Annotated in this window: 19 protein-coding genes and 1 tRNA gene; 9 read left to right on the top strand and 11 right to left on the bottom strand. The window is 72.5% G+C overall.

Features of this window, described 5'->3' with window-relative positions:
• Window positions 1-27 precede the first annotated feature (27 nt).
• Both N801_RS09220 and nth read right to left on the bottom strand, forming a co-directional pair.
• Entirely contained in the window at window positions 28-693 is a 666-nt protein-coding gene (locus N801_RS09220) for an NUDIX hydrolase (protein WP_342666915.1), read from the bottom strand.
• Complete coding sequence (nth, locus tag N801_RS09225; protein ID WP_035936785.1) at window positions 690-1475, bottom strand: endonuclease III; 786 nt, start codon at window positions 1473-1475, stop codon at window positions 690-692. The genes N801_RS09220 and nth overlap by 4 nt, the downstream gene beginning before the upstream one ends.
• Before the next feature lie 80 nt (window positions 1476-1555).
• Here nth and N801_RS09230 point away from each other — a divergent pair, with 80 nt between their 5' ends.
• Window positions 1556-2233, top strand: a complete 678-nt coding sequence (locus N801_RS09230) for a Crp/Fnr family transcriptional regulator (RefSeq protein ID WP_035936696.1) — start codon at window positions 1556-1558, stop codon at window positions 2231-2233.
• 12 nt (window positions 2234-2245) lie between these two features.
• Here N801_RS09230 and N801_RS09235 read toward each other — a convergent pair whose 3' ends face one another.
• From N801_RS09235 to sp36, 4 genes are read right to left on the bottom strand one after another with little or no spacing between them, the layout of a single operon-like run.
• Window positions 2246-3037 carry an MBL fold metallo-hydrolase gene (locus N801_RS09235; protein ID WP_035936697.1) on the bottom strand — a complete coding sequence of 264 codons (792 nt, stop codon included), beginning with the start codon at window positions 3035-3037 and terminating at the stop codon, window positions 2246-2248.
• Window positions 3038-3096: 59 nt separating this feature from the next.
• Window positions 3097-3795 (bottom strand): NUDIX hydrolase, encoded by a 699-nt coding sequence (locus N801_RS09240; protein WP_035936699.1) that lies wholly within the window; start codon window positions 3793-3795, stop codon window positions 3097-3099.
• 9 nt (window positions 3796-3804) lie between these two features.
• Window positions 3805-4278: a RidA family protein gene (locus N801_RS09245; RefSeq protein WP_035936700.1), complete on the bottom strand. Its 474-nt coding sequence runs from the start codon at window positions 4276-4278 to the stop codon at window positions 3805-3807.
• Window positions 4279-4280: 2 nt separating this feature from the next.
• The gene (sp36, locus tag N801_RS20685) at window positions 4281-4439 is read right to left on the bottom strand and encodes a Sp36 family protein (RefSeq protein ID WP_156996655.1); all 159 of its coding nucleotides are present in this window, start codon (window positions 4437-4439) and stop codon (window positions 4281-4283) included.
• Between the two features lie 39 nt (window positions 4440-4478).
• Between sp36 and bagA the strand changes: the two genes are divergently transcribed.
• Window positions 4479-5492, top strand: coding sequence for an ATPase BagA (gene bagA, locus N801_RS09250; protein ID WP_035936702.1), 1014 nt, complete (start codon window positions 4479-4481; stop codon window positions 5490-5492).
• Window positions 5492-6652 carry an ArsA family ATPase gene (bagB, locus tag N801_RS09255; RefSeq protein ID WP_035936705.1) on the top strand — a complete coding sequence of 387 codons (1161 nt, stop codon included), beginning with the start codon at window positions 5492-5494 and terminating at the stop codon, window positions 6650-6652. The genes bagA and bagB overlap by 1 nt, the downstream gene beginning before the upstream one ends.
• 83 nt (window positions 6653-6735) lie before the next feature.
• On the opposite strand, the gene N801_RS09260 is transcribed toward bagB, so the two are convergent.
• The gene (locus tag N801_RS09260) at window positions 6736-7050 is read right to left on the bottom strand and encodes a WhiB family transcriptional regulator (protein WP_052112797.1); all 315 of its coding nucleotides are present in this window, start codon (window positions 7048-7050) and stop codon (window positions 6736-6738) included.
• 210 nt (window positions 7051-7260) lie between these two features.
• On the opposite strand from N801_RS09260, the gene N801_RS09265 reads away from it, so the two are divergent.
• Window positions 7261-9717 (top strand): penicillin-binding protein, encoded by a 2457-nt coding sequence (locus N801_RS09265; protein ID WP_035936708.1) that lies wholly within the window; start codon window positions 7261-7263, stop codon window positions 9715-9717.
• A 9-nt stretch (window positions 9718-9726) separates the two neighbouring features.
• Here the strand turns inward: N801_RS09265 and N801_RS09270 are convergent, their stop codons facing one another.
• Window positions 9727-10188, bottom strand: coding sequence for a GatB/YqeY domain-containing protein (locus N801_RS09270; protein WP_035936711.1), 462 nt, complete (start codon window positions 10186-10188; stop codon window positions 9727-9729).
• Window positions 10189-10230: 42 nt separating this feature from the next.
• Here N801_RS09270 and N801_RS09275 point away from each other — a divergent pair, with 42 nt between their 5' ends.
• Complete coding sequence (locus N801_RS09275; RefSeq protein ID WP_035936713.1) at window positions 10231-11175, top strand: metallophosphoesterase; 945 nt, start codon at window positions 10231-10233, stop codon at window positions 11173-11175.
• Here N801_RS09275 and N801_RS09280 read toward each other — a convergent pair.
• Complete coding sequence (locus tag N801_RS09280; RefSeq protein ID WP_035936716.1) at window positions 11156-12148, bottom strand: hypothetical protein; 993 nt, start codon at window positions 12146-12148, stop codon at window positions 11156-11158. The genes N801_RS09275 and N801_RS09280 overlap by 20 nt on opposite strands.
• Window positions 12149-12242: 94 nt before the next feature.
• On the opposite strand from N801_RS09280, the gene N801_RS09285 reads away from it, so the two are divergent.
• Window positions 12243-12319, top strand: a tRNA-Pro gene (locus tag N801_RS09285).
• 54 nt (window positions 12320-12373) lie between these two features.
• Here N801_RS09285 and N801_RS21355 read toward each other — a convergent pair.
• Entirely contained in the window at window positions 12374-12808 is a 435-nt protein-coding gene (locus N801_RS21355; protein ID WP_211254699.1) for a hypothetical protein, read from the bottom strand.
• A gap of 10 nt (window positions 12809-12818) precedes the next feature.
• Between N801_RS21355 and N801_RS09295 the strand changes: the two genes are divergently transcribed.
• Window positions 12819-13664, top strand: coding sequence for an SDR family NAD(P)-dependent oxidoreductase (locus tag N801_RS09295; protein WP_035936723.1), 846 nt, complete (start codon window positions 12819-12821; stop codon window positions 13662-13664).
• A gap of 31 nt (window positions 13665-13695) precedes the next feature.
• Here N801_RS09295 and N801_RS09300 read toward each other — a convergent pair whose 3' ends face one another.
• The gene (locus N801_RS09300) at window positions 13696-15021 is read right to left on the bottom strand and encodes a COG1470 family protein (protein ID WP_035936727.1); all 1326 of its coding nucleotides are present in this window, start codon (window positions 15019-15021) and stop codon (window positions 13696-13698) included.
• A gap of 183 nt (window positions 15022-15204) precedes the next feature.
• On the opposite strand from N801_RS09300, the gene N801_RS09305 reads away from it, so the two are divergent.
• Window positions 15205-15828, top strand: a complete 624-nt coding sequence (locus tag N801_RS09305) for a response regulator transcription factor (protein ID WP_035936731.1) — start codon at window positions 15205-15207, stop codon at window positions 15826-15828.
• 118 nt (window positions 15829-15946) lie between these two features.
• The gene (locus tag N801_RS09310; RefSeq protein ID WP_035936734.1) at window positions 15947-20797 is read left to right on the top strand and encodes a DUF11 domain-containing protein; all 4851 of its coding nucleotides are present in this window, start codon (window positions 15947-15949) and stop codon (window positions 20795-20797) included.
• Window positions 20798-20799 lie beyond the last annotated feature (2 nt).

The raw sequence follows: 20799 nt of genomic DNA on the forward strand, positions 1-20799 counted from the left end.
GGGGGCGGGGGGGCGGGCGTATGCCGGTCAGCGGCGGTGACGGAGCCAGTCCGACAGGATGTGCTCGGGGATCGGTCGCTCGACCTCGGCGTCCCACGGCTCGGCAAGGCCCGCGAGGTCGAGGACCGCACCGAGCAGCATCGCGGTGAAGCCCCAGACGAAGAGGCCGCTGGCCTCGAACCCGGGCCCGCTGTAGCCCGACGGGTGGACCACGGTGAAGCGCCGCGCCGGGTCGACGAGCTCGGTCAGGCGAACCCGCTCGACCTGCGCCACCTCGGCCGGGTCGACGACTCGCACGCTGCCGGGCGTCGGCCACCAGCCGAGCACCGGGGTGACCGCGTTGCCGCTCGGCGTGAGGAACAGCGGCGGCATCGACCCGACGACGTCGACGCTCGCGGGTTCGATGCCGACCTCCTCGTGCGCCTCGCGCAGGGCCGCCTCGACCGGACCCGCGTCGGTCGGGTCGACCCGGCCACCGGGGAACGAGACCTGGCCGGGGTGCGCGCGCAGGTCCCGCGACCGCGCGGTGAGCACGACGTCGACGCCACCGTCGTCGGTGGGACCGAAGAGCACGAGCACCGCCGAACGGCGCTCCGGGTCGACCGGGGGAGCGAAGATCTCGAAGGCCTCCGGCTGCTCACGCTCGACCTCGGACATGACGCGTTCCAGCCAGGCCGGGCGGGCAGCGGTCACGACGACTCCCCGCGCTGCTCGCCGGGCAGCGGTCCCGGGGGCGGGTCGGGCAGCTCGGCGCCGGGGGCCAGCTCGTACTTGAGCAGCGTGAGCGCCACCCGGGGGTCGGTCTCGCCCTCGCCGTAGGACGGGCAGAGCCGCGCCACCGGGCACGCCCCACAGGCGGGGCGCCGGGCGTGGCACGTGCGCCGCCCGTGGAAGATGAGGACGTGGCTGAGCATGACCCAGTCCTTGCGCGGGAACAGCGCACCGACCTCGTGCTCGACCTTGACCGGGTCGGTCTCCTCGGTCCAGCCGAACCGTCGCGCCAGCCGGCCGAAGTGGGTGTCGACGGTGATGCCGGGCACCCCGAAGGCGTTGCCGAGGACGACGTTCGCGGTCTTGCGCCCGACACCGGGCAGGGTGACGAGGTCCTTGAGCCGCGGCGGCACCTCTCCCCCGAACCGGTCGACGAGGGCCTGGCTGAGCGTGATGACGGAGTTCGTCTTGGCGCGGAAGAAGCCGGTCGGCTTGAGGACCTCCTCCATCTGGGCCCGGTCGGCGGCGGCGAGCGCCTGCGCGGACGGCCACCGGGAGAAGACCTCGGGCGTCACCTTGTTGACGGTGACGTCGGTCGTCTGCGCCGAGAGCACGGTGGCGACGAGGAGCTGCAGCGGGGACGCGAAGTCGAGCTCGGCGTGCGCGTAGGGGTAGCGCTCGACCAGCGCGCGGTAGATCCGGCGGGCCCGGCGCGTGCGCGCGACCGGTGACTCTGCGGCATACGCGGTGGTGGTGACAGGCACGCCCGCCAGACTACGACCCGGCACCGACGGGCTTCCGGCGACACCGGCGGCGGCGTGACCGCGCATGGCACACTGTGCGCGTGGACCACGACGTCGTGCGCAAAGCCCCGCTCTTCGCCGCCCTCGATGACGAGACGGCCGAGAGCCTCATCGCCTCGATGACCCTTCAGCACATGGAGCGCGGTGACGTCCTGTTCCACGAGGGCGACGCCGGCGACCGGCTCTACGTCATCGGGGAGGGCAAGATCAAGCTCGGCCGCTCCTCCGCGGACGGCCGCGAGAACCTCCTCGCGATCCTCGGCCCGGGCGAGATGTTCGGCGAGCTCAGCCTCTTCGACCCCGGCGCCCGCACCGCCACCGCGACGGCGGTGGCCGAGACCCAGGTCGTCGGGCTGACCCACGAGCAGCTCAAGGCGTTCCTCACCGACCGCCCCGACGCCGCCTCGACGCTGCTCGCCGCGCTCGCGCGCCGGCTGCGCCGCACCAACGAGTCCCTCGCCGACCTCGTCTTCACCGACGTCCCCGGCCGGGTGGCCAAGGCGCTCATCGACCTCGCCGGTCGCTTCGGCCGGCCGGTCGACGGCGGTGTCATGGTGAGCCACGACCTCACCCAGGAGGAGCTCGCCCAGCTCGTCGGCGCCTCCCGTGAGACGGTCAACAAGGCGCTCGCGGACTTCGCGACCCGGGGGTGGCTGCGGCTCGAGGCGCGGGCCGTCCTCGTGCAGGACATGGAGCGGCTCCAGCGCCGAGCCCGCTGACCCGCCCGTGCGTCAGTGGCGCGCGCCCAGGTGGGCGAGCTGCGCGCGGATGCTCATCCGTGCCGCCGGCCACACCTCGCGCGGCACCTCGGCGTAGACCCGGGTGAGCACACCCTCGACCGGGTCGGCCTCCGTGGCCGCGCCGTCGGCGAGGGCCTGGCGGACCTGCTCGAGCCGCTCCTGCCGGTGCGTGCGGTAGTACGCCACCATCGCCGAGGCGTCCGGCACCACGGGGCCGTGGCCCGGCAGGATCGCGCTCACCTCGCCGTTGCCGGTGAGGTCGGCGATGCGCTCCAACGACGCGAGGTATGCCGCGAGCTCACCGTCGGGGTGCGCGACCACCGTGGTGCCCCGGCCGAGCACGGTGTCGCCGGTGAGGAGCGCGTGGTCCGCGGCGAGGGCGAACGAGACGGAGTCGGACGTGTGGCCGGGGGTCGCGACGACCCGCAGCTCCAGCGACCCGGCTCGGAGGACGTCACCGTCGGCGAGGTCGTCGTGCCCGCGGCCGACCGCGCGGACGCGTGAGCCGGTGAGCTCGGCGAACCGCGGCGCCGCCTCGGCGTGGTCGAGGTGACCGTGCGTGAGGATCGTCTCCGTGACCCGCGCCCCGGCGTCGGCGACCACGCGGCACACCCGCTGGAGGTGACCCTCGTCCAGCGGCCCGGGGTCGATGACGAGCGCCTCGGTCGACCCCGGCTCGAGCAGGACCCACGTGTTGGTGCCGTCGAGCGTCATCGGACCGGGGTTCGGCGCGAGGACGCAGTGCGCCCGCGTCGTGACCTGCCCGCCCGTCCATGCCGCCATGCGCCCACCCTGCCACCCCGCGCCTGTGGTTGACCCGACGGCCACGGAAGGTCCGGGCGTCAGGGGAGGTTAGAGCGCATGACGAGGCGGTCGCCGAGGTCGACGAGGACGGGCTCGATCCGCGTGATCGATGGCCGGTCGGCGAGGAAGTCGGCGACCGACCCGAACTCGGCCAGCTGCTCCAGCGCCACCACCGTCGGCGGCAGCATCACCGCCCGACCCTCGGCGTATGCCGCGAGGAGACGGCGCGGGAGGACCCACGCGTCGAGGTCGGTCTCGCTCGTCGTCCCGAGCGCCTCCTGCCCCTGCGGGAGAGGGGCCGCGAAGAACCACGTGTCGTAGCGCCGCTTCTCGAACGGCGGCGTGACCCAGTGCGCCCGGGGCACGAGGTCGGCGACGGACAGTCGCAGGCCGCACTCCTCCTCGACCTCGCGGACGGCCGCGGCGACCAGCGGGAGGGCGGTCGCGACGTCGAGTGCCATGAGGTGGGCCAGCGCCTCGATCGCGACCGGGTCGAGCTCGGCGGTGGCGTCCTCGTCGTCGACCCCGCCACCGGGGAAGACGTACATCGAGGGCGCGAAGGCCATCGTCGGCACGCGGCGCTGCACGAAGACCGACGGACCCTCAGGGGTGTCGCGGACGACGAGCACGGTCGCCGCACCTCGCGGCACCAGCCCGTCGTGGGGCTCGGCCAGCCAGGCGCGCGCCGTCTCCTCCCAGGAGGCCGAGCGCGGGGCAGCGAACTCGCGGGACGGCATACGGGGTCGTCAGTCGGCGACGTGGACGATGACCTCGACCTCGACGGGTGCGTCGAGGGGGAGGACCGCGACGCCGACGGCGGACCGGGCGTGGACGCCCTTGTCCCCGAAGGCGTGGCCGAACAGCTCGCTGGCTCCGTTGATGACGCCGGGCTGGCCGGTGAACGCCGGGTCGGAGGCGACGAAGCCGACGACCTTGACGACCCGCTCGACCTTGTCGAGGTCACCGACGACCGACTTCACCGCGGCGATCGCGTTGAGGGCACAGATCTGGGCGAGCTCCTTGGCACGCTCGGGCGACACGTGGCCGTCGCCCGTGCCGACCTTGCCGGTGTCGGCGAGCGCCCCGGCCACCATGGGCAGCTGGCCGGAGGTGAAGACCCGCGACCCGTCCCGGACGGCCGGCACGTAGGCCGCGACGGGCGGCGCGACGTCGGGCACCGTGAGACCGAGCTCGGCGAGGCGGTCCTCGACGGCGCTCATCGTCAGGCTCCCCTCGGGCGCTTGAAGTAGGCCACGAGACCGTTGCCGTCCGGGCCGGTGAGGACCTGGACGAGCTCCCAGCCGTCCTCGCCCCACTGGTCGAGGATCTGCTTGGTCGCGTGGATCATGAGCGGCACCGTGGCGTACTCCCATTTCTGCATGCCGACCACCCTAGTGCGCGTGCATCGTAGGGTTGCCCCGTGCCCTCCCCCGTCCTCGCCGACCTCGCGGCGGCCCGACTCCACGTCGTCACCGGCAAGGGGGGAGTCGGCAAGACCACGGTCGCCGCGTCGCTCGCCCTCGCGCTGGCCAGCACCGGGAAGCGCGTCCTCGTCATCGAGGTCGAGGGCCGCCAGGGCCTGTCGCAGACGTTCGACGTCGCTCCTCTGGGCGTCGAGGAGGTGCGGCTCGTCGCCCACCACAGCGGGGGCGAGCTGTGGGGCCTCTCGATCGACGCCAAGGCCGCCCTCCTGGAGTACCTCCAGCTCTTCTACAAGCTCGGCCGCGCCGGCTCGGCCCTCGAGAAGGTCGGCGCCATCGACTTCGCCACGACCATCGCGCCCGGCGTGCGCGACGTCCTCCTCACCGGCAAGATCTACGAGGCCGCCGGTCGCCCCAGGGGCGGTCGTGGCTCCAAGCAGCGCGGCCTGCACTACGACGCGCTCGTCGTCGACGCCCCACCGACCGGGCGGGCCGTGCGCTTCCTCAACGTCAACGCCGGGCTGGCCGACGTCGCCAAGGTCGGGCCGATCCGCTCGCAGGCCGACTCGATCACCGCCATGCTCCGAGACACGCGGACCCTCGTGCACATGGTCACGCTGCTCGAGGAGATGCCGGTGCAGGAGAGCCTCGACGGGCTGCGCGATCTCGCCGCCGCCGGGCTCCACCTCGGCGCGATCGTCGTCAACCAGATCCGCGAGCCCCACCTCTCCCCCGCGCATCTCACCGCGCTCGCCGGCAGCGACGACGACCTCGACGAGACCCTGCGCACGGAGCTCACGAGCGCCGGGCTGCGCCCGACGGGCCCGATGGTCAAGGGCCTGGTGAGCGAGGGTCGCGACCACGCCCTGCGCCTCGACCTCCAGGACGACATGGCCGCGGAGATCGCGGCCGCCGGGCGGCCGGTCATCGAGCTTCCCGCCCTCACCGACGGCGTCGAGGACGGCGGCATCGCCGTCCTCGCGGACGAGCTGCTCGACCAGGGAGTGCGCTGATGACGGCCCGCAAGGACACCGAGCACCCCCGCCTCGAGGTCGACGCCCTCCTCGCCGACCCGGGCGTCGGCATCATCGTGTGCTGCGGCTCCGGCGGGGTCGGCAAGACGACCACCGCGGCCGCCCTGGGGATCCGCGCCGCCGAGGCCGGGCGCAAGGTCGTCGTCCTGACGATCGACCCGGCCCGCCGCCTGGCGCAGGCCCTCGGGCTCACCGAGCTCGACAACACCCCCCGGCCGGTCGCCGGCGTCGACCTCGCGGCCGGTGGCTCGCTCGACGCCATGATGCTCGACATGAAGCGGACCTTCGACGAGGTCGTCGAGACGCACGCGACGCCCGACAAGGCCGAGCAGATCCTCGCCAACCCGTTCTACCAGGCCGTCTCCAGCTCGTTCGCGGGCACGCAGGAGTACATGGCGATGGAGAAGCTCGGCCAGCTGCGCTCCCAGGCCGTCGCCGACGGCAGGTGGGACCTCATCGTCGTCGACACCCCGCCGTCCCGGTCCGCCCTCGACTTCCTCGACGCCCCCAAGCGACTCGGCTCGTTCCTCGACGGGCGCTTCGTCCGCCTGCTCATGGCCCCGGCCAAGGCCGGTGGCCGCGCCTACCTCAAGGTCTTCAGCGTCGGCGTCGACCTCGCCCAGCGCACCGTGAGCCGCGTCCTCGGTGGCCAGCTCCTCATGGACGTCCAGACGTTCGTCGCGGCGCTGGACACGATGTTCGGCGGCTTCCGCGAACGGGCCGACGTCACCTACGCCCTGCTCAAGGAGGACACGACGGCCTTCGTCGTCGTGGCCTCCCCGGACCGCGACGCGCTCCGCGAGGCCGCCTTCTTCGTCGACCGTCTCGGCGCGGAACGTATGCCGCTCGCCGGCGTCGTCGTCAACCGTCTCCAGGCGCTCGGCGCCAGTGCCCTCTCGGCGTCCCGCGCCGAGGACGGCGTGGAGCAGCTGATCGAGGCCGGTGAGGGCGAGAGCCTCACCGCCGGGCTCCTGGGGCTGCACGCGGACCTCGCGTCGACGGCCGCGCGCCAGCACGGCGTCGTGTCGAGGTTCGCCGCGAACCACCCCGACGTGCCGATGACGTCGGTGGCCGCCGCGGCCACCGACGTCCACGACCTCGACGGCCTGCGCGAGGTGGGCCGGCTGCTCTCCGGCTGACCCGGCACACGGCGGTCCGGCTCGATGCGGTCCGGCACACGCCGACCGGTCCGTCCCCACGCGGGACGGGACCGGTCGGGGGGTCAGGCCTGCGGGCGGCCCATGGACTTGCTGAGCACTCCCCGCCACGAGCGGACCTCGGGGTGGCGGCGCAGCAGCGCCCGGCGCTCCCGCTCGGTCATACCGCCCCAGACACCGAACTCGGTACGGTTGTCGAGAGCGTCGGAGAGGCAGTCGAGGGCGACCGGGCAACCCCGGCAGACGACCTTGGCCGCGCGCTGCTCCTTGCCCTGGACGAAGAGGGCGTCGGGGTCGGTCCCCACGCAGGTTCCCCGGGTGGACCAGTCGGACGTGCTGTAGGCGGTGGTGGTGCTGGATGGTGCTGTCGCGATCGTCATGCGTCTTGTCCCTTGGCTGAGGCCATTCCCTCCCGAATGGCGCTAAGGGGAAAACTAGGCAGTGGCTGTACGCGTCACCATGACGAAAATGGGACTAGTTACATGGCTATAAAGTACTAGTTACTGTCTGGCCATGGCAAGGGCGGACGGCCGAGGGGCCCCCGGGTGCGCCTCGGCCGAGGCCACAACTTCGCGCGTTACCCTGCTGGCATGGATGGCCGTGCCCACAATCTCGCCCACGTGCTCCGTCTGCTGACGGGGCTCGTCGTCCTGAGCGTCCTCATGGGCCTGCTCATGGCCGGCCTCGCCATTCCCGCGATCGGGGCCGGGGGCAGCGCCACGAAGAGTGGCGTCAAGGCGTTCAACGACCTCCCGAGCGAGTTCTCGGTCTCCCCGCTCGCGCAGCAGTCCCGCATCCTCGACGCCAGCGGCAAGCTCATCGCCAACCCCTACGACGAGAACCGCATCATCGTCCCGCTCAAGAACATCTCCCCGTGGATGCAGAAGGCGCAGATCGCCATCGAGGACTCCCGGTTCTACGAGCACGGCGGCCTCGACGTGCGCGGCTTCACCCGGGCGATGGTGTCGAACTTCCAGAGTGGTGACGTGCAGGGCGCCTCGACCCTCACCCAGCAGTACGTCAAGATCACGCTGCAGGAGAACGCGCTCCGCCGCGACGACAAGGACGCCGCCAAGGCCGCCGTCGCCAAGACCTACACCCGCAAGCTGCAGGAGCTCAAGTACGCCCTCGACGTGGAGCGCAACTACACCAAGGAGCAGATCCTCACCGGCTACCTCAACCTCGTCTACTACGGCGACCAGGCCTACGGCGTCGAGGCCGCGGCGCAGAACTACTTCGGCATCAGCGCCAGCAAGCTCACCTTGGTCCAGTCCGCGCTGCTCGCCGGCATCGTCCAGCAGCCGACGACCTACAACCCGGTGCAGAACCCCAAGCAGTCGCAGACCCGGCGCAACGCCGTCCTCGACCGCATGCAGGTCCTCGGCATGGCCACCGCCAAGGACGTGGCCGCCGCCAAGAAGATCCCCGTCGCGAACATGCTCGGCAACCGCAAGCCGCCCAAGGGCGTCTGCCAGCGCTCGGCCGAGCCGTTCTTCTGCGCCTACATGATGGAGTACCTCCAGAAGTCGCCGCAGATGGCCGTGCTGGGCAAGACCCCGGCCGAGCGGCTCAAGAACATCAACCAGGGTGGCCTGACGATCACGACGACCCTGGACCCCAAGCTCCAGCAGGCGACGCTGCGCGAGCTGACCAAGGCCGTGCCGATCGGCAACCGCAGCAACCTCGGGGCCGCCTCGACCGTCATCGAGCCCGGCACCGGCAAGATCCTCGCGATGGCCCAGTCGACCGACTTCGCCAAGAGCCAGCTCAACCTCAACGTGGACCAGCGCTACGGCGGCAGCCAGTTCGGCTACCAGTTCGGGTCGACCGCCAAGACCTACGCCCTCGTGGCTGCCCTCGAGTCCGGGATGCCGCTCGACGGCACGATCAACGCCCCCTCAGCCTCCCCGGAGGACCCGCACTCGTTCACCCGTGCGGAGATGAAGGGCCGCTGCAACTCCGACAAGGACTGGTCCGTCGAGAACGACTACCGCAGCGGTGGGGAGATGTCGCTGGCCCGGGCGACGGCGGAGTCGATCAACACCGCGTTCGGCCAGCTCGTCATCGACGTCGGATGCAAGAAGGTCCACGAGACCATGGGTCGGATGGGCGTCCACCAGGGAGACGGCAAGCCGATCTACGACTCGGTCGCCTCGATCACCCTCGGTGCCGGCACGATGACGCCGATGACGATCGCCGCGTCCTACGCCACCCTCGCCGCGCGCGGCAAGTACTGCGAGCCGACCCCCATCGCCTCCATCACCTCCGCCGGGGGCAAGCCCGTCGCGGTCCCCCCGACGTCGTGCAAGCAGGTCGTCCGCGCTGACATCGCCGACGGCGTCAACGCCCTGCTCCAGGGGCCGCTGCGGGATCCCCGCGGCACCGCCCGGGGCTCCTGGGACGAGAGCCGGCCCGCGGCCGGCAAGACCGGTACGACGAACAACCACAACCAGTCCTGGTTCGTCGGCTACACCCCGCAGCGCGCCGCCTCGGTCTGGGTCGGCAACGTCATCGTGGCCAAGAACGCGCGGGGTGACCTCACCACCCTCAACGGCAAGTGCTTCGGCACCTACGGCTGCAAGCGGAGTGTCTTCGGTGGGACCATCGCCGGCCCGGTCTGGGGGGAGATCATGAAGGCCGCCACCGCCGGCCTGCCCGTCGTGAACTTCACGCCGCCTTCGGCTGCGGTCCGCAACGGCAACTACGTCCCCCTGCCGGACGTGGTCGGCAACAGTGTGGGCACGGCCCGGGCCAAGCTCGAGGCTTTGGGCTTCACGGTGAGGGTCGGTGCCATGGTCGACAGCCAGGTCGACGAGGGGCGTGTCGCCCGCACCAGCCCGGGCGCGCGGGCGCCCAAGGGTGGCGTCGTCACCCTGCTCATCTCCCGGGGCTACGAGAGCACCCCGACCGCTCCGGCCCGGACGCAACCGCGCCAGACGTTCACGCAGCCGACAACTCGGGTCACGACGCCGGTCGCACCGGATCCGACGCCCGGCGTCAAGCCACCGAAGCCGCCGAAGCCGCCGAAGCCTCCGACGCGCCCGTGAGCTGGTCCGTCAGCCGGCGAGGACCTTCCTGACGATCGCGGCGACGCGTCCACCGTCGGCGCGACCGGCGATCTCGCCCTGGGACGCCTTCATCACCTGGCCCATCTGCGCCATCCCGGTCGCCCCGGTCGACGCGACGGCCGCGCGCACGATGCGCTCCAGGTCGTCGTCGCCGAGCTGCTGGGGGAGGTAGGCCTCGAGCACCGCGAGCTCGGCGTCCTCGATGGCGGCGAGCTCGGCACGGCCCGCCCCGACGTAGGCCACCGACGCCTCCTTGCGTTTCTTGGCCTCCTTGGCGATCACCTTGAGGACCTCGTCGTCGGTCAGCTCCTTGGCCTCGGTGCCCGCGACCTCGGCGTTGGTGATCGCGGTCAGCGTCATCCGCAGCGTGCCCGAGCGAACCTTGTCCTGGCTGCGGATGGCGTCGTGGAGGTCGCTCCGCAGAGTGGTCTTGACGGTCGAGTCGGTCATGGCCCCAGTCTCGCACCCAGCCGCAACCGCGATACTGGCCCGATGACGTCGACGACCGGGACCGTGCTCCGTTCCCTCGCCGCAGTGGTCGGCACGGGGGTCGCGGGCGTCGCGTACGCCGGGCTGGTCGAGCGCAACTGGTTCGCCCTGCGCGCCGCGACCGTCCCCGTCCTGCCCCCGGGATCGGCGCCGGTGCGCGTCCTGCAGGTGAGCGACCTTCACCTCCTCCCGGGGCAGGAGCGCAAGATCCAGTGGGTGCGCCGGTTGGCCGACCTGGCGCCGGACTTCGTCGTCAACTCGGGCGACAACCTCTCCCACGTCGATGCCGTGCCGGCGCTGCTGCGGGCGATGGAACCGCTCATGGACTTCCCCGGCGCCTTCGTCCTCGGCTCCAACGACCGCTACGCCCCGGTCCCGAGGAACCCGGCCCTCTATCTCACCCGCCGGCACGCCCGTCCCCCGAAGGCGGCGCGCGGGGACCTGCCCGTGGACGCGCTCGTCGGCGGGCTGCGCGCGGGCGGCTGGTCCGACCTCGACAACGCGCGCGCGACCGTGACCATGGGTCGGCACCGCGTCGAGCTCGTCGGCGTGGACGACCCGCACATCGAGCGGGACCGGTATGCCGCGGTGTCCCGTCCCGCGGCCACCGACGTCGCGCTGACGATGGGTCTCGTGCACGCGCCCTACCAGCGCGTCCTCGACGCGATGGCGGCCGACGGCGCCGGTCTGGTCCTCGCCGGGCACACCCATGGCGGGCAGCTCGCGCTCCCGGTCTTCGGCGCGATCGTCACCAACTGCGACCTCGACCGCCGCCGCGCGAAGGGGCTCTCGCGCTGGTGGCCCGGGGCCGGCTCGGCGCCGTCGTCAGCGGCGCCCGAGGGCGCGGCCTACCTCCACGTCTCGGCCGGCCTCGGGACCTCGCCCTACGCGCCCGCCCGGTTCGCCTGTCGCCCGGAGGCCACACTGCTCACGTTGGTGGGGCGCTGACCGCAGCCGGGAAGCGCTGGCGATGGGCGGCCTCCCAGCCGGCGTCGCCCCTGCCGGCATCGACGAGCTCACCCTGCGGGTGGTCGTCCCTGTGGAGCTGGAGCTCGAAACCGTGCCCCGGCGGCCGGGTCCGGTAGGTCGCGTCGACCGTCGGCCACACGAGAGCGCCGTCCGCGCCGGGCGTCAGCGCGCCGGCCACACCGGGGACCGCGACGGACACGCGCACCTCTCGCAGGCCGTCGTGGTCCTCGACGACGACCGCCCGGGAGACGACGGCGCAGCCCTCCTCACCGGCATACGTCTCCTCGATCGCCACCCAGTCCCGGACCATCGCCGGCGTCAGCGGTCCGTCGGGCGAGAAGCGGGCATAGGGGCTGGTGCCCGTCTGGTACTCGACGAGGCCCCAGGACAGCTCGCCCAGACCGCTGGCGAGCACCCAGGCGAGGGAGGCGGAGACCGGCTCGTGCGACGAGATCGAGGCGCTCACCGGCCGCGCGTCCGGCCAGGACTGCAGCCGTATGCCGCCCGGTGGCGTCCTCGAGACCGCCGTCGCCCAGCGCTCGGCGAGGCCCTTCGTCACCGCTGCGCGACCGTAGCCGAACGACGAGGTGACAAGATCGGCCTCGTCCCGGCGCGCACTCTCGTCGACGAGGACGAACTCGTCGTACTCGGTGCCGTGCTCGACCTCGTCCACCTCGCGACGGACGTCGTCGACGAGGTCCTCGACCCGGCTCGGCGCGGTGCCGGGGGCCAGGGTCACCTGGAGGCGCTGGTCGCCCGAGTTGCCGAGGCTGCGCGCGGTGAACGACGCATCGACCGCACGGACGCCGGGAAGGCGCGACACCGCCGCGCTCACGGCGGCCTCGTCGGGCGTGGCCTGGCTGCACCCGGAGAGCGACGCGACGGCCCCGAGCGCGACCGCTGCTGCCGCCGCGCGCAGCGCGTCTCGGCCGACCCCCCTGCTGGACCCCATGGGCTCAGCATGCCCGGTGGTGATCGGATTTCAGGAGGGGGGCAGGCGTCGGTTATCCTCGGGTGTCGCGGTGCCGGAAGGTGCCGCGAACTGCCGGGGTGTGGCGCAGCTTGGTAGCGCGCTTCGTTCGGGACGAAGAGGTCGCAGGTTCAAATCCTGTCACCCCGACCAGCAGTGGAAAGCCCCTGACCAGCAGAGATGCTGGTCAGGGGCTTTCGCGTCCGCTCAGGTCGTCGCCGACACCGGGAGCCGTCCGAGGCGTGCGAAGCGCTCGAGCCGCGCCTCGTGGCGAGCCGCAGGGTCGACCGCCAGCAGCGTCGCGAGCTCGTGCTGGAGGACGGACCCGAGGCGGAGGGAGAACGCCTCGGGTCCGACGGCGGCGTCCGGGAGCTCGGGGACGATGCGGTCGACGAGGCCGTGGGCGAGCAGGTCGAGCGAACGGACCCCCTGGGCCAGCGCCATCTCCGGCGCGTGGTCGGTGTCGCGGTGGACGATCGCGGACGCGCGGCCGGGTCGGTCGTCGGCGGCTACGCGGGCTCGCACCTCGGTCGCCGCCTCCCCGAGCCCGTTCTGCGGGGCCTCGTCGTCGTCGCCGGCGTCGCGGCGGCCGTCCACCTCTGGACGTGACATCGTGGCGGGGCCGTCCCCGTCACCCGTCACCAGGAGCACCGTGAACCCCGACACCCCCTCACGCACGATCGTCATCACCGGCGCCAGCGACGGCATCGGTGCGGCTGCCGCTCGCACCCTCAGTGCTGCCGGCCACCAGGTGGTCATCGTCGGCAGGTCGCCCGAGAAGACCGCCGCAGTGGCCGCGGACCTCGGGGTGCCGTTCCACGTCGCCGACTACGCCGACCTCGCCCAGGTGCGACGGCTCGCCGACGAGCTGCGGCAGGCGTACCCGCGCATCGACGTGCTGGCCAACAACGCCGGAGGGATCATGGGCGGGCGGGCCATCACGCGCGACGGGTTCGAGAAGACGTTCCAGGTGAACCATCTCGCCGGCTTCCTCCTCACCGAGCTGCTCATGCCGACGCTCAGGGCCAGCCGGGCGACGGTCATCCAGACCGCGAGTGCCGCGGCGCGGCATTTCAGCCATTTCGACATCGACGACCTGCAGAACGAGACGGCCTACTCGCCACAGAAGGCGTACGGCAACGGCAAGCTCGCGAACATCCTCTTCACCCGCGAGCTGCACCGCCGCCACGGCGCGGACGGCATCTCAGCCGTCGCCTTCCACCCCGGCGTCGTCGCGACGAACTTCGCCAGCGACACCACCCACCTCATGCGGCTGCTCTACCACACGCCCGTCCTCAACCGGCTGGTCCTCACCTCGCCCGACAAGGGTGCGGCCCAGCTCGTGTGGCTGGCCCGGTCGACCCCCGGCACCGACTGGGAGCGCGGCGCCTACTACGAGAAGCAGCGGGTCGCCGGCTCCGCCCCGGCGGCCCACGACGACACCCTCGCCGAGGCGCTGTGGGAGTCATCGGAGGGGATGACCCGGCAGTCCGCCTGAGTCGAGCCGGCGAGGGAGGTGGTCGGTGCCCCTACGAGGCTTGCTCGGTCAGCTGCCCACCGTAGGTCAGGGCATTGCTGCACGACGTGGGAGCGGGGGTCTGGTCCGGTGGAGTGCCGACCCGGTTGCACCTCACGTTGAGTTCCAGGGTCGCCCCAGCGGGTGCAACGAACGGCGTCACGAAGTGGTAGTCCGTGGTCCGGAAGCTCTCCAGCGCCTGCCGGAGCAGGACCCGGTCGGCGTCACCCGGGAGGGCCAGGGTGATCGTGAGCAGCCCGCTGTCGCCCTGCGTGTTCTCGAGAACGAAGTCGGTCAGGGTGAGGCGCCCGCCGCTCGGCACCCGGAAGGTGTCACTGTCGGCCCGACCGGCGGCTGCGCTGACCGTGAGCCGACCCGACGCCGGTTGCGTGACGAGCCGGACGGTCGGTGACGGTGCCGCTGTCGGTGCCGCGCCACCTGATGGCTTGAGCGTGTCGAGGACCTTCTTGGCCTCGCCGGCGGAGCCCGCCGCCTCAGTCTGCGCCGCACCTGCCTGGTCGGCCGCCTGCTTGGCTGCCGCCGCATCCGCCTGGGCCTGCTTGACCGGCTCCTCCACCGCACCCGCCGCCGCCGACTCGATCGTCTTCTGGAGGACGAGGAACCACAGCGCGAGCAGCAGGAGCACCAGGGCGAGCGCGGCGAGCAGCGCCTTGAGCAGCCACGTCGGCAGGGCCGGGTCCTGGACGTGGGCGGCCTCGAGCCGCACCTCCGGGCTGCCCTGCGGTGCCACGACGAGCGAGAAGGGCAGCGTTCGTGGGTTGCCGCGCCAGAGCCGCTCGGTCGACACGACCCTGAGGTCGGCGAACGCCGCCATGCCGGGGTCGACGGTCAGGGTCTCGGGGCTGGCAGTCACCTTCAGGGCATTGCTGTCCACGGTCGGCACGAGAACGACCGTCACCGGGACGTTGCCGCGGTTGTCGATCGCCACCTGGTGCTTGGCCCCGAAACGCCCGTGCGTGGTGCGCGGCACGAGTTCGGCCGTCGTGTCGAGGTAGGGCAGGACCTCCACCACGGCCTCAGGCACGACCGCCTGGTCGGGGTGTTCCGTCGGGACGACATGGACTCCGAACTGCAGCGCCCCGGCAGGCACCTCGGACGAGCGCGGTGGGTGGATGTCGACGGTGGCGTCCTGTGCGGTCCCGGGGTAGAGGGTGAAGTGGGCGGGCTCGACCGTGGTCCACGCGGACGGCACACCGACGATGTCGATGAGGTAGTCCTCCACCACCTCGCCGGTGTTCCTGACGTTGAGAGGCACCGAGACGCGGCTTCCCGCCTCCACGGTCACCGAGTCGACTTCGAGCTGCGCAACAGTGCTCACCTCACAGGTGTCCCATGGCGGCGGCGAGCCGTCACCGAACTTCGGAGCGAACTTCAGGGCACCTGATCTGCCCGTTGAGTCCTTGTTGAGTGCACGCAGAGCGTGCCCCGGCATGCTGCCAGGCGTCGTAAGGGTTGCTCGGGGGCAAGCGGGCTGGCCGGGCAGACGTCCAGAGGAGGACTCATGGAGTGCGTACCAGTCGTCGTGCACGCGCGCGACCCGATCTCGGCGGCGGGGGTCGCCAGCCAGCTGCGCCACCGCCCGGAGGTGCAGGTCCTGCGCGCCGACCAGATGGACCGGGCGCGGGTGGCGATCATCGTCGTCGACCGGATGGACGAGGACGCCATCCACCTGCTGCGGATCGTGCAGCGCCAACGGGTCTGTCGCACGGTCCTCGTCGCGAGCACGCTCGAGGACGGTGACCTCGTCTCGGCGGTCGAAGTCGGGGTCGTCGGGCTCGTCCGGCGCAGCGAGGCCACGCCCGAGCGGCTCGTCGACGTCGTCACGAGGGCCTCATCCGGAGAGGGCAGCGTGCCGCCGGACCTCCTGGGACGCCTGCTCGACCAGGTGGGCCAGCTCCAGCGACAGGTCCTCTCCCCTCGCGGGCTCACCTTCACCGGGCTGGCGACGCGTGAGCTGGAGGTGCTGCGCCTCGTCGCGGAGGGCCTGAGCACGTGCGAGATCGCGGCAGAGCTCGCGTACTCCGAGCGCACGGTCAAGAACGTGCTGCACGACGTGACCACCCGCCTGCAGCTGCGCAACCGGTCGCACGCCGTCGCGTATGCCCTGCGTCAGGGACTGATCTGACGTGGCCGCGGCCCCTGCCCGTTCGCGCGCCACCGACTGCCCCAAAGGCTGTCCGGCCGAGGTCGCGCACCGGGTCGTCGAGCAGGACCGTGGGACTGGTGCTGGAAGGGAGTGACGCATGCGCCGGTCGAGACGCCGCGGCCTTGCCGCGCTCGCGGGTGGCCTCGCGCTGTGCCTGACAGCGCTCGCGGCCTCCCCGCCGACCGCTGCGCTCGCACCGTGGTCGCGGGCGCCGTGGGCGGCGTGGGCGGCGCCCACCGCGCTCCCCGCTCTGGCTCCACCGACGGTGCACGCTCCTCGCCTCGCCTTCACCGACGACAGCGACGAGCTCGCCCACGAGTCCGGCTCCGGCTGCGCGACCGCGAAGCAGTGGGACTGCGCAGGCGACGGACGACTGCTCGCGACCGGGGCCACCCACACGGGTGAGGCGTCGTTCTCCGACGACGACCTCGTCCATGTCAGCACCTCGGACCACCCCCTCGGCGAGGTGTACCTGCGCACCGGTGGGAACGACGTCGTCTCTGCCCCCGCGCCCGGTGCGGCCCTGCTCCTCGACCGCGACCCCCGGCGGCTGACGTGCGACACCGCCACCGAGACGCACCCGGTCCTGTCCCCCGACCGGACCAAGGTCGCCTACGCCTCGGACCACGGAGGGGACTGGAACATCTGGGTGTCCTGGCTTGCCGCGGTGCCGCAGGGAAGCGATGGGCCCGGCGATCCGTTGCCCTGCGCCGACATGCCGCGGGTCAAGGTGACGGCGGGGCCGGGCCTCGATCTGTGGCCGACGTGGCTGGGTGACGACGCGCTGGCGTTCAGCCGGACGGTACCGGGGAGCGAGCCGGGTGACCCGGGCGAGCTGGGCGACCTGTATGCCGTCGCGCTGGCTGCCCGGGGGGAAGCCGTCCCGGAGAGCGCCGCGGTCAGGCTGACCGACGGACCGGCCGCCGAGACCCAGCCACGCGCCTTCTTCGTCACCGAAGGCGAGCGGGATGAGTGGCACATCGCCCTGACGACCACGCAGTACCGGAAGGACGGTTCGCTCGCGCTCATCGGACCGCTCGACATCGAGGATCCCGAGGTCCTTCCCGTGGTCTCCCTCTGGCCCGACGGGTCACCGGTCCAGAGCACGGAGGCGGTCTTCGCGGAGTCGGACGGCTCGATGCGTCTCGGGTTCACGAGCACGAGGGACGACCCGTTCGGTGACGTGTTCCGGGTGCCCCTGCAGGCCGAGTTCTCCGACTCGGGGGTGCTGAGCCTCCTCGCCGACCCCGAGACCGTGGAGCCCATCTCCGCCGAGGCCGGGAGGGCCGAGTCCCATCTCGCCCTCACGTCCGCGGCGTACGACGTCGAGACAGACGCGGTCTACACGAGGCGGGTCCACAGGGCCAACGTCAGCGACGTCGTCGCGAAGGACGGCACGGATCGGCGCGTCGTCGCGAACCAGACGGTCGAGATCGACGAGGAGAGGCTCCCTCGCGACGAGTCGTCGCCGACCTACTCGCCGGACGGGACGCGGATGGCGTACTCCCGGACCGCCGCGAGCGGGCGTGAGATCGTCACGGCCAGAGCGGACGGCAGCGATGTGCGGGCCTTGCTTCTCGCGCGCCCGCCGCAGGCCCTGGACCTCGAGCCGGCGTGGTCGCCCGACGGCACCCGGATCGCCTTCGTCCGCCAGCTCCAGCCGGAGGAGGGCCTCGCCGGCTCCCAGGTCTTCGTGGCGACGGTCGCGACCGGTGTGGCCACGCGCGTGTCGGCCGAGGTGGTGGACGCCTCGCTCTGGGACGAGAGCCCGTCGTGGTCGCCCGACGGGACGCGGCTGCTCATCGCCCGGCGGGTCGTGCCCTACCCGGACCTGTCCGTCAGGGTGGACGCACCGCCCACGGCCGTCCGCGGCACGACGTTCCTCGCGACCCTCGCGGTGACCAACGGCGGCGGGGCCTCCCGCGAGGGCGCCACGCTGCACGTCACGTCGTCGCTGCCCATCGCGACCACCGACCAGCGTTGCCGGCAGGTCCTGCCGACCAGGCTCGAGTGCGACTACGAGCCGCTGCCTCCGGGCGCGACCCCCGACGTGTCGGTCTCGGTGACCGCGGACCGGGCGGGTGCAGCGACGATCAGCGCCCAGGTCGTCACGTCCGAGGTGGAGTCGGACGACGGCAACAACCGGGCCGAGGCCGCCGTCGACGTCACCGAGCCACCGGACGTGTCGGTGTCCCTCGAGATGCCCCCGGACGTCGGCTACCGCACGACCGAGACCGTGACGGTCGCCGTCTCCAACGCCCCGACCGCGACCCGGACGGGCCCCTTCACGGTCACTCTCGTCGCTGATGCCCCAACATCATCCGGCGGACGGCTGGAGTTCCCCGACTCCGGGCTGCCCCGCGACTGCACCTGGGGCTCGGCGACCACCGTCGACTGCGCGGTCGCCCCCCTGGACCCGGACGACAGCGCCACCTTCGAGCTCACCGTCATCGGCACCAGCGGTGGCCGCGCATCCGTGACCGCGAGCGTGCCTCCCCTCCCCCTCGAGCTCGTCACGGACAACAACTCCGCCACCGGCACCACTCCGGTCCAGCCCGAGCCGCCCCCGCCTCCACCGCCACCGCCGAACGTGGCCGTGGCCCTGACTCTCCCCTCCTCCTTCTTCACCCGCACCGACGCCACGGTGACGCTCTCGAACGCTGAGGGGGCCTCCAGCACCGGCCCCTTCACCGTGCGCCTCGTCGCGGGGGCGCCGCCGTCCTCGACGGGACGGGTGGTGTTCCCGACAGGCCTTGCCGACGGCTGCCTTCAGGACACGTCTGCGACGGCCCACTGCGACGTCGCGAACCTCGCCCCCGGAGCATCCACCAGCTTTGCCGTGCCCATCGAACTGACCGAGGAGGGCCAGGTCCTCGTGAGCGCCGAAGTGCCGACGCTGCCGAGGGAGGTCGTGACGACCGACAACCGATCCGAGGACACGAGCTTCGGAAGCTTCACCGACATCGGTTCACCACCGGTGAACCGTCCCCAGCGCACGCCGCCCACCCGGCCGGCGGGCCCTGCGCTGACCATTCCGCTGGCTCCAGTGGCACCGAGCGCGATTCGTGCTCTTGACCAGGCTCCGCCGCCGTCGGCGCCGAGCCACCTCTGGGTCATCGACGCCTCGACCGGCGCCGGCTCGCACGTCGTCGTCCCTGCCGACCCCGACTGCCCCCCGACCAGGGTGTGCGTGCCCACGCCGATCGAAGGGCGCGTGCCGGCGTGGTCGCCGGACGGGCTCCGCGTGGCGTACGAGCACCTTGGCGACGTCCGGCTCGCGACCCTGACCGACGCCGACGACGACGCGGTGGCGGATCGTCCCGAGACGGTCGCGAACAGTGCTGCCGTGACCGGCTTCACCGCCGACGACAGCCCGACGCCGTCCCGACACCTGCTCTCCCGCGCGACCGACCCCGCGTGGTCTCCAGACGGGACCGAGCTGGCGGTGGCAGGTCAGCCAAGCGGCCAGCCCGACCAGAGCGGCATCTACGCCCTACGGCCGGACGGCACCGGACTGCGCACCGTCGCGCAGGACCGCGGCCCCGAGACCGAGCCCGCCTGGCAGCCGTTCGCGGACGTCGCGGTGCGGATCACGGCGACACCCGACGCCGGGGCGCCCGAGTTCGCGACGGTCCTCGACGCGACTGCCCTCAACGCCGGGCCGGCGGGCGCCACCGACGTCACCCTGCGGGTCGAGATCCCTCCGGGCCTGACGCCCGGAGACGCCCCACCCGGGTGCACCCTCTCGGGGCGCGAGTTCGCCTGCCTCGTCGACGCGCTCGCCGCGGGGGCGGAGAGGACCTTCGGCCTCCCGGCGACCGGGACGGTCACCGGGGCTCACCAGGTCATGGCCTCGGTGTCCACCTCCGTCGCAGACCGGGCGCCGGACAACAACATGGCCAGCGTCACGGTGACCGTGAGCGAGAGCGTGGCCGACCTCGCGGTGACCCTGGCGTCGAGCCCGCCCGCGGGGGTGCAGCCGCTCGACAGCGTCCTCGAGGCGGAGGTCACCAACAGCGGCCCCCAGCCGGCCCCCATCGCGGTCCTGAGCATCGAGCTGCCTCCCCTGCTGGCCTCGACCGCGACGCCGAGCGGGTGTCTCGTCTCCGGCCAGGTCCTCACCTGCGACGTCGGCCCGCTGGCCCCGGGGCAGACGGTTGTCCGGTCGTGGGCGGTCACCGGCCCGGACGTCGGCGCGCACACCGTCACGGCGCGAGTCTCCTCACCGACCGCTGACCCGGACCCCGACAACAATGTCGCGACAGCGACGGTCACCATCCGCGAGGCGGTCGCCGACCTCGCGGTGACGGTCGCGACGACCACGCCCGGCTACGTGGGCGGCGCCGGGACGACCACGGTCACGGTGCGCAACGCCGGACCGCAGCCCACCACCGGGGCGACGCTGACCCTGCGCCACCCGGAGCTTCTCGTCGCAGTGACGGCGCCGCGGCCGTGCCTCACGGGGACCGGTTCATGTCCGGTCGGCCCCCTCACCCCGGGCCAGTCGGTCACCTTCACCGCGGGGACCCGCTTCGTCGCCGCAGGAGTGGGAGAGGTGACGGCCACGGTGACGGGCGCCCCGCGGGACCCCGTCCCGGGCAACGACCGCGCGACGGCGGCGCTCACGGTCCGTCAACCGGCACTCCGCCTCTCGCCGAACGTCGCCACGCCCAACGGTGTCACCGTGGCGACCGGCACCGACTTCCCCCCAGGGGCCAAGGTCGTCCTGAGCTGGGACGTCGGGATCATGCAGCGGATGGCACCGGCGACGGTCGCCGCCGACGGAACGATCCCGCACGTGCAGATCATCGTCTTCCGCCGGGACCGGCTGGGCGTACGACGCCTCGTCGCCACCGGCGTCCTCGCCGACCAGTTCGAGCCGGTCGAGGTGGAGCTGCTCGTCGCTCCCCGCAGCGTCGCGCCACCCTCCTTCATCGAGAGGAACTGACG

This window comes from Knoellia aerolata DSM 18566, from assembly GCF_000768695.1.
Taxonomy (GTDB): Bacteria; Actinomycetota; Actinomycetes; order Actinomycetales; family Dermatophilaceae; genus Knoellia; species Knoellia aerolata.

Coding starts and splice junctions, on each gene's coding strand:
- N801_RS09235 (WP_035936697.1), bottom strand. CDS start 3,037: ATGGCGGCATGGACGGGCGGGCAGGTCACGACGCGGGCGCACTGCGTC.
- bagB (WP_035936705.1), top strand. CDS start 5,492: ATGACGGCCCGCAAGGACACCGAGCACCCCCGCCTCGAGGTCGACGCC.
- N801_RS09260 (WP_052112797.1), bottom strand. CDS start 7,050: ATGACGATCGCGACAGCACCATCCAGCACCACCACCGCCTACAGCACG.
- N801_RS09310 (WP_035936734.1), top strand. CDS start 15,947: ATGCGCCGGTCGAGACGCCGCGGCCTTGCCGCGCTCGCGGGTGGCCTC.
- N801_RS09245 (WP_035936700.1), bottom strand. CDS start 4,278: ATGAGCGCCGTCGAGGACCGCCTCGCCGAGCTCGGTCTCACGGTGCCC.
- N801_RS09240 (WP_035936699.1), bottom strand. CDS start 3,795: ATGCCGTCCCGCGAGTTCGCTGCCCCGCGCTCGGCCTCCTGGGAGGAG.
- sp36 (WP_156996655.1), bottom strand. CDS start 4,439: ATGCAGAAATGGGAGTACGCCACGGTGCCGCTCATGATCCACGCGACC.
- N801_RS09265 (WP_035936708.1), top strand. CDS start 7,261: ATGGATGGCCGTGCCCACAATCTCGCCCACGTGCTCCGTCTGCTGACG.
- N801_RS09275 (WP_035936713.1), top strand. CDS start 10,231: ATGACGTCGACGACCGGGACCGTGCTCCGTTCCCTCGCCGCAGTGGTC.
- N801_RS09280 (WP_035936716.1), bottom strand. CDS start 12,148: ATGGGGTCCAGCAGGGGGGTCGGCCGAGACGCGCTGCGCGCGGCGGCA.
- N801_RS09270 (WP_035936711.1), bottom strand. CDS start 10,188: ATGACCGACTCGACCGTCAAGACCACTCTGCGGAGCGACCTCCACGAC.
- N801_RS09305 (WP_035936731.1), top strand. CDS start 15,205: ATGGAGTGCGTACCAGTCGTCGTGCACGCGCGCGACCCGATCTCGGCG.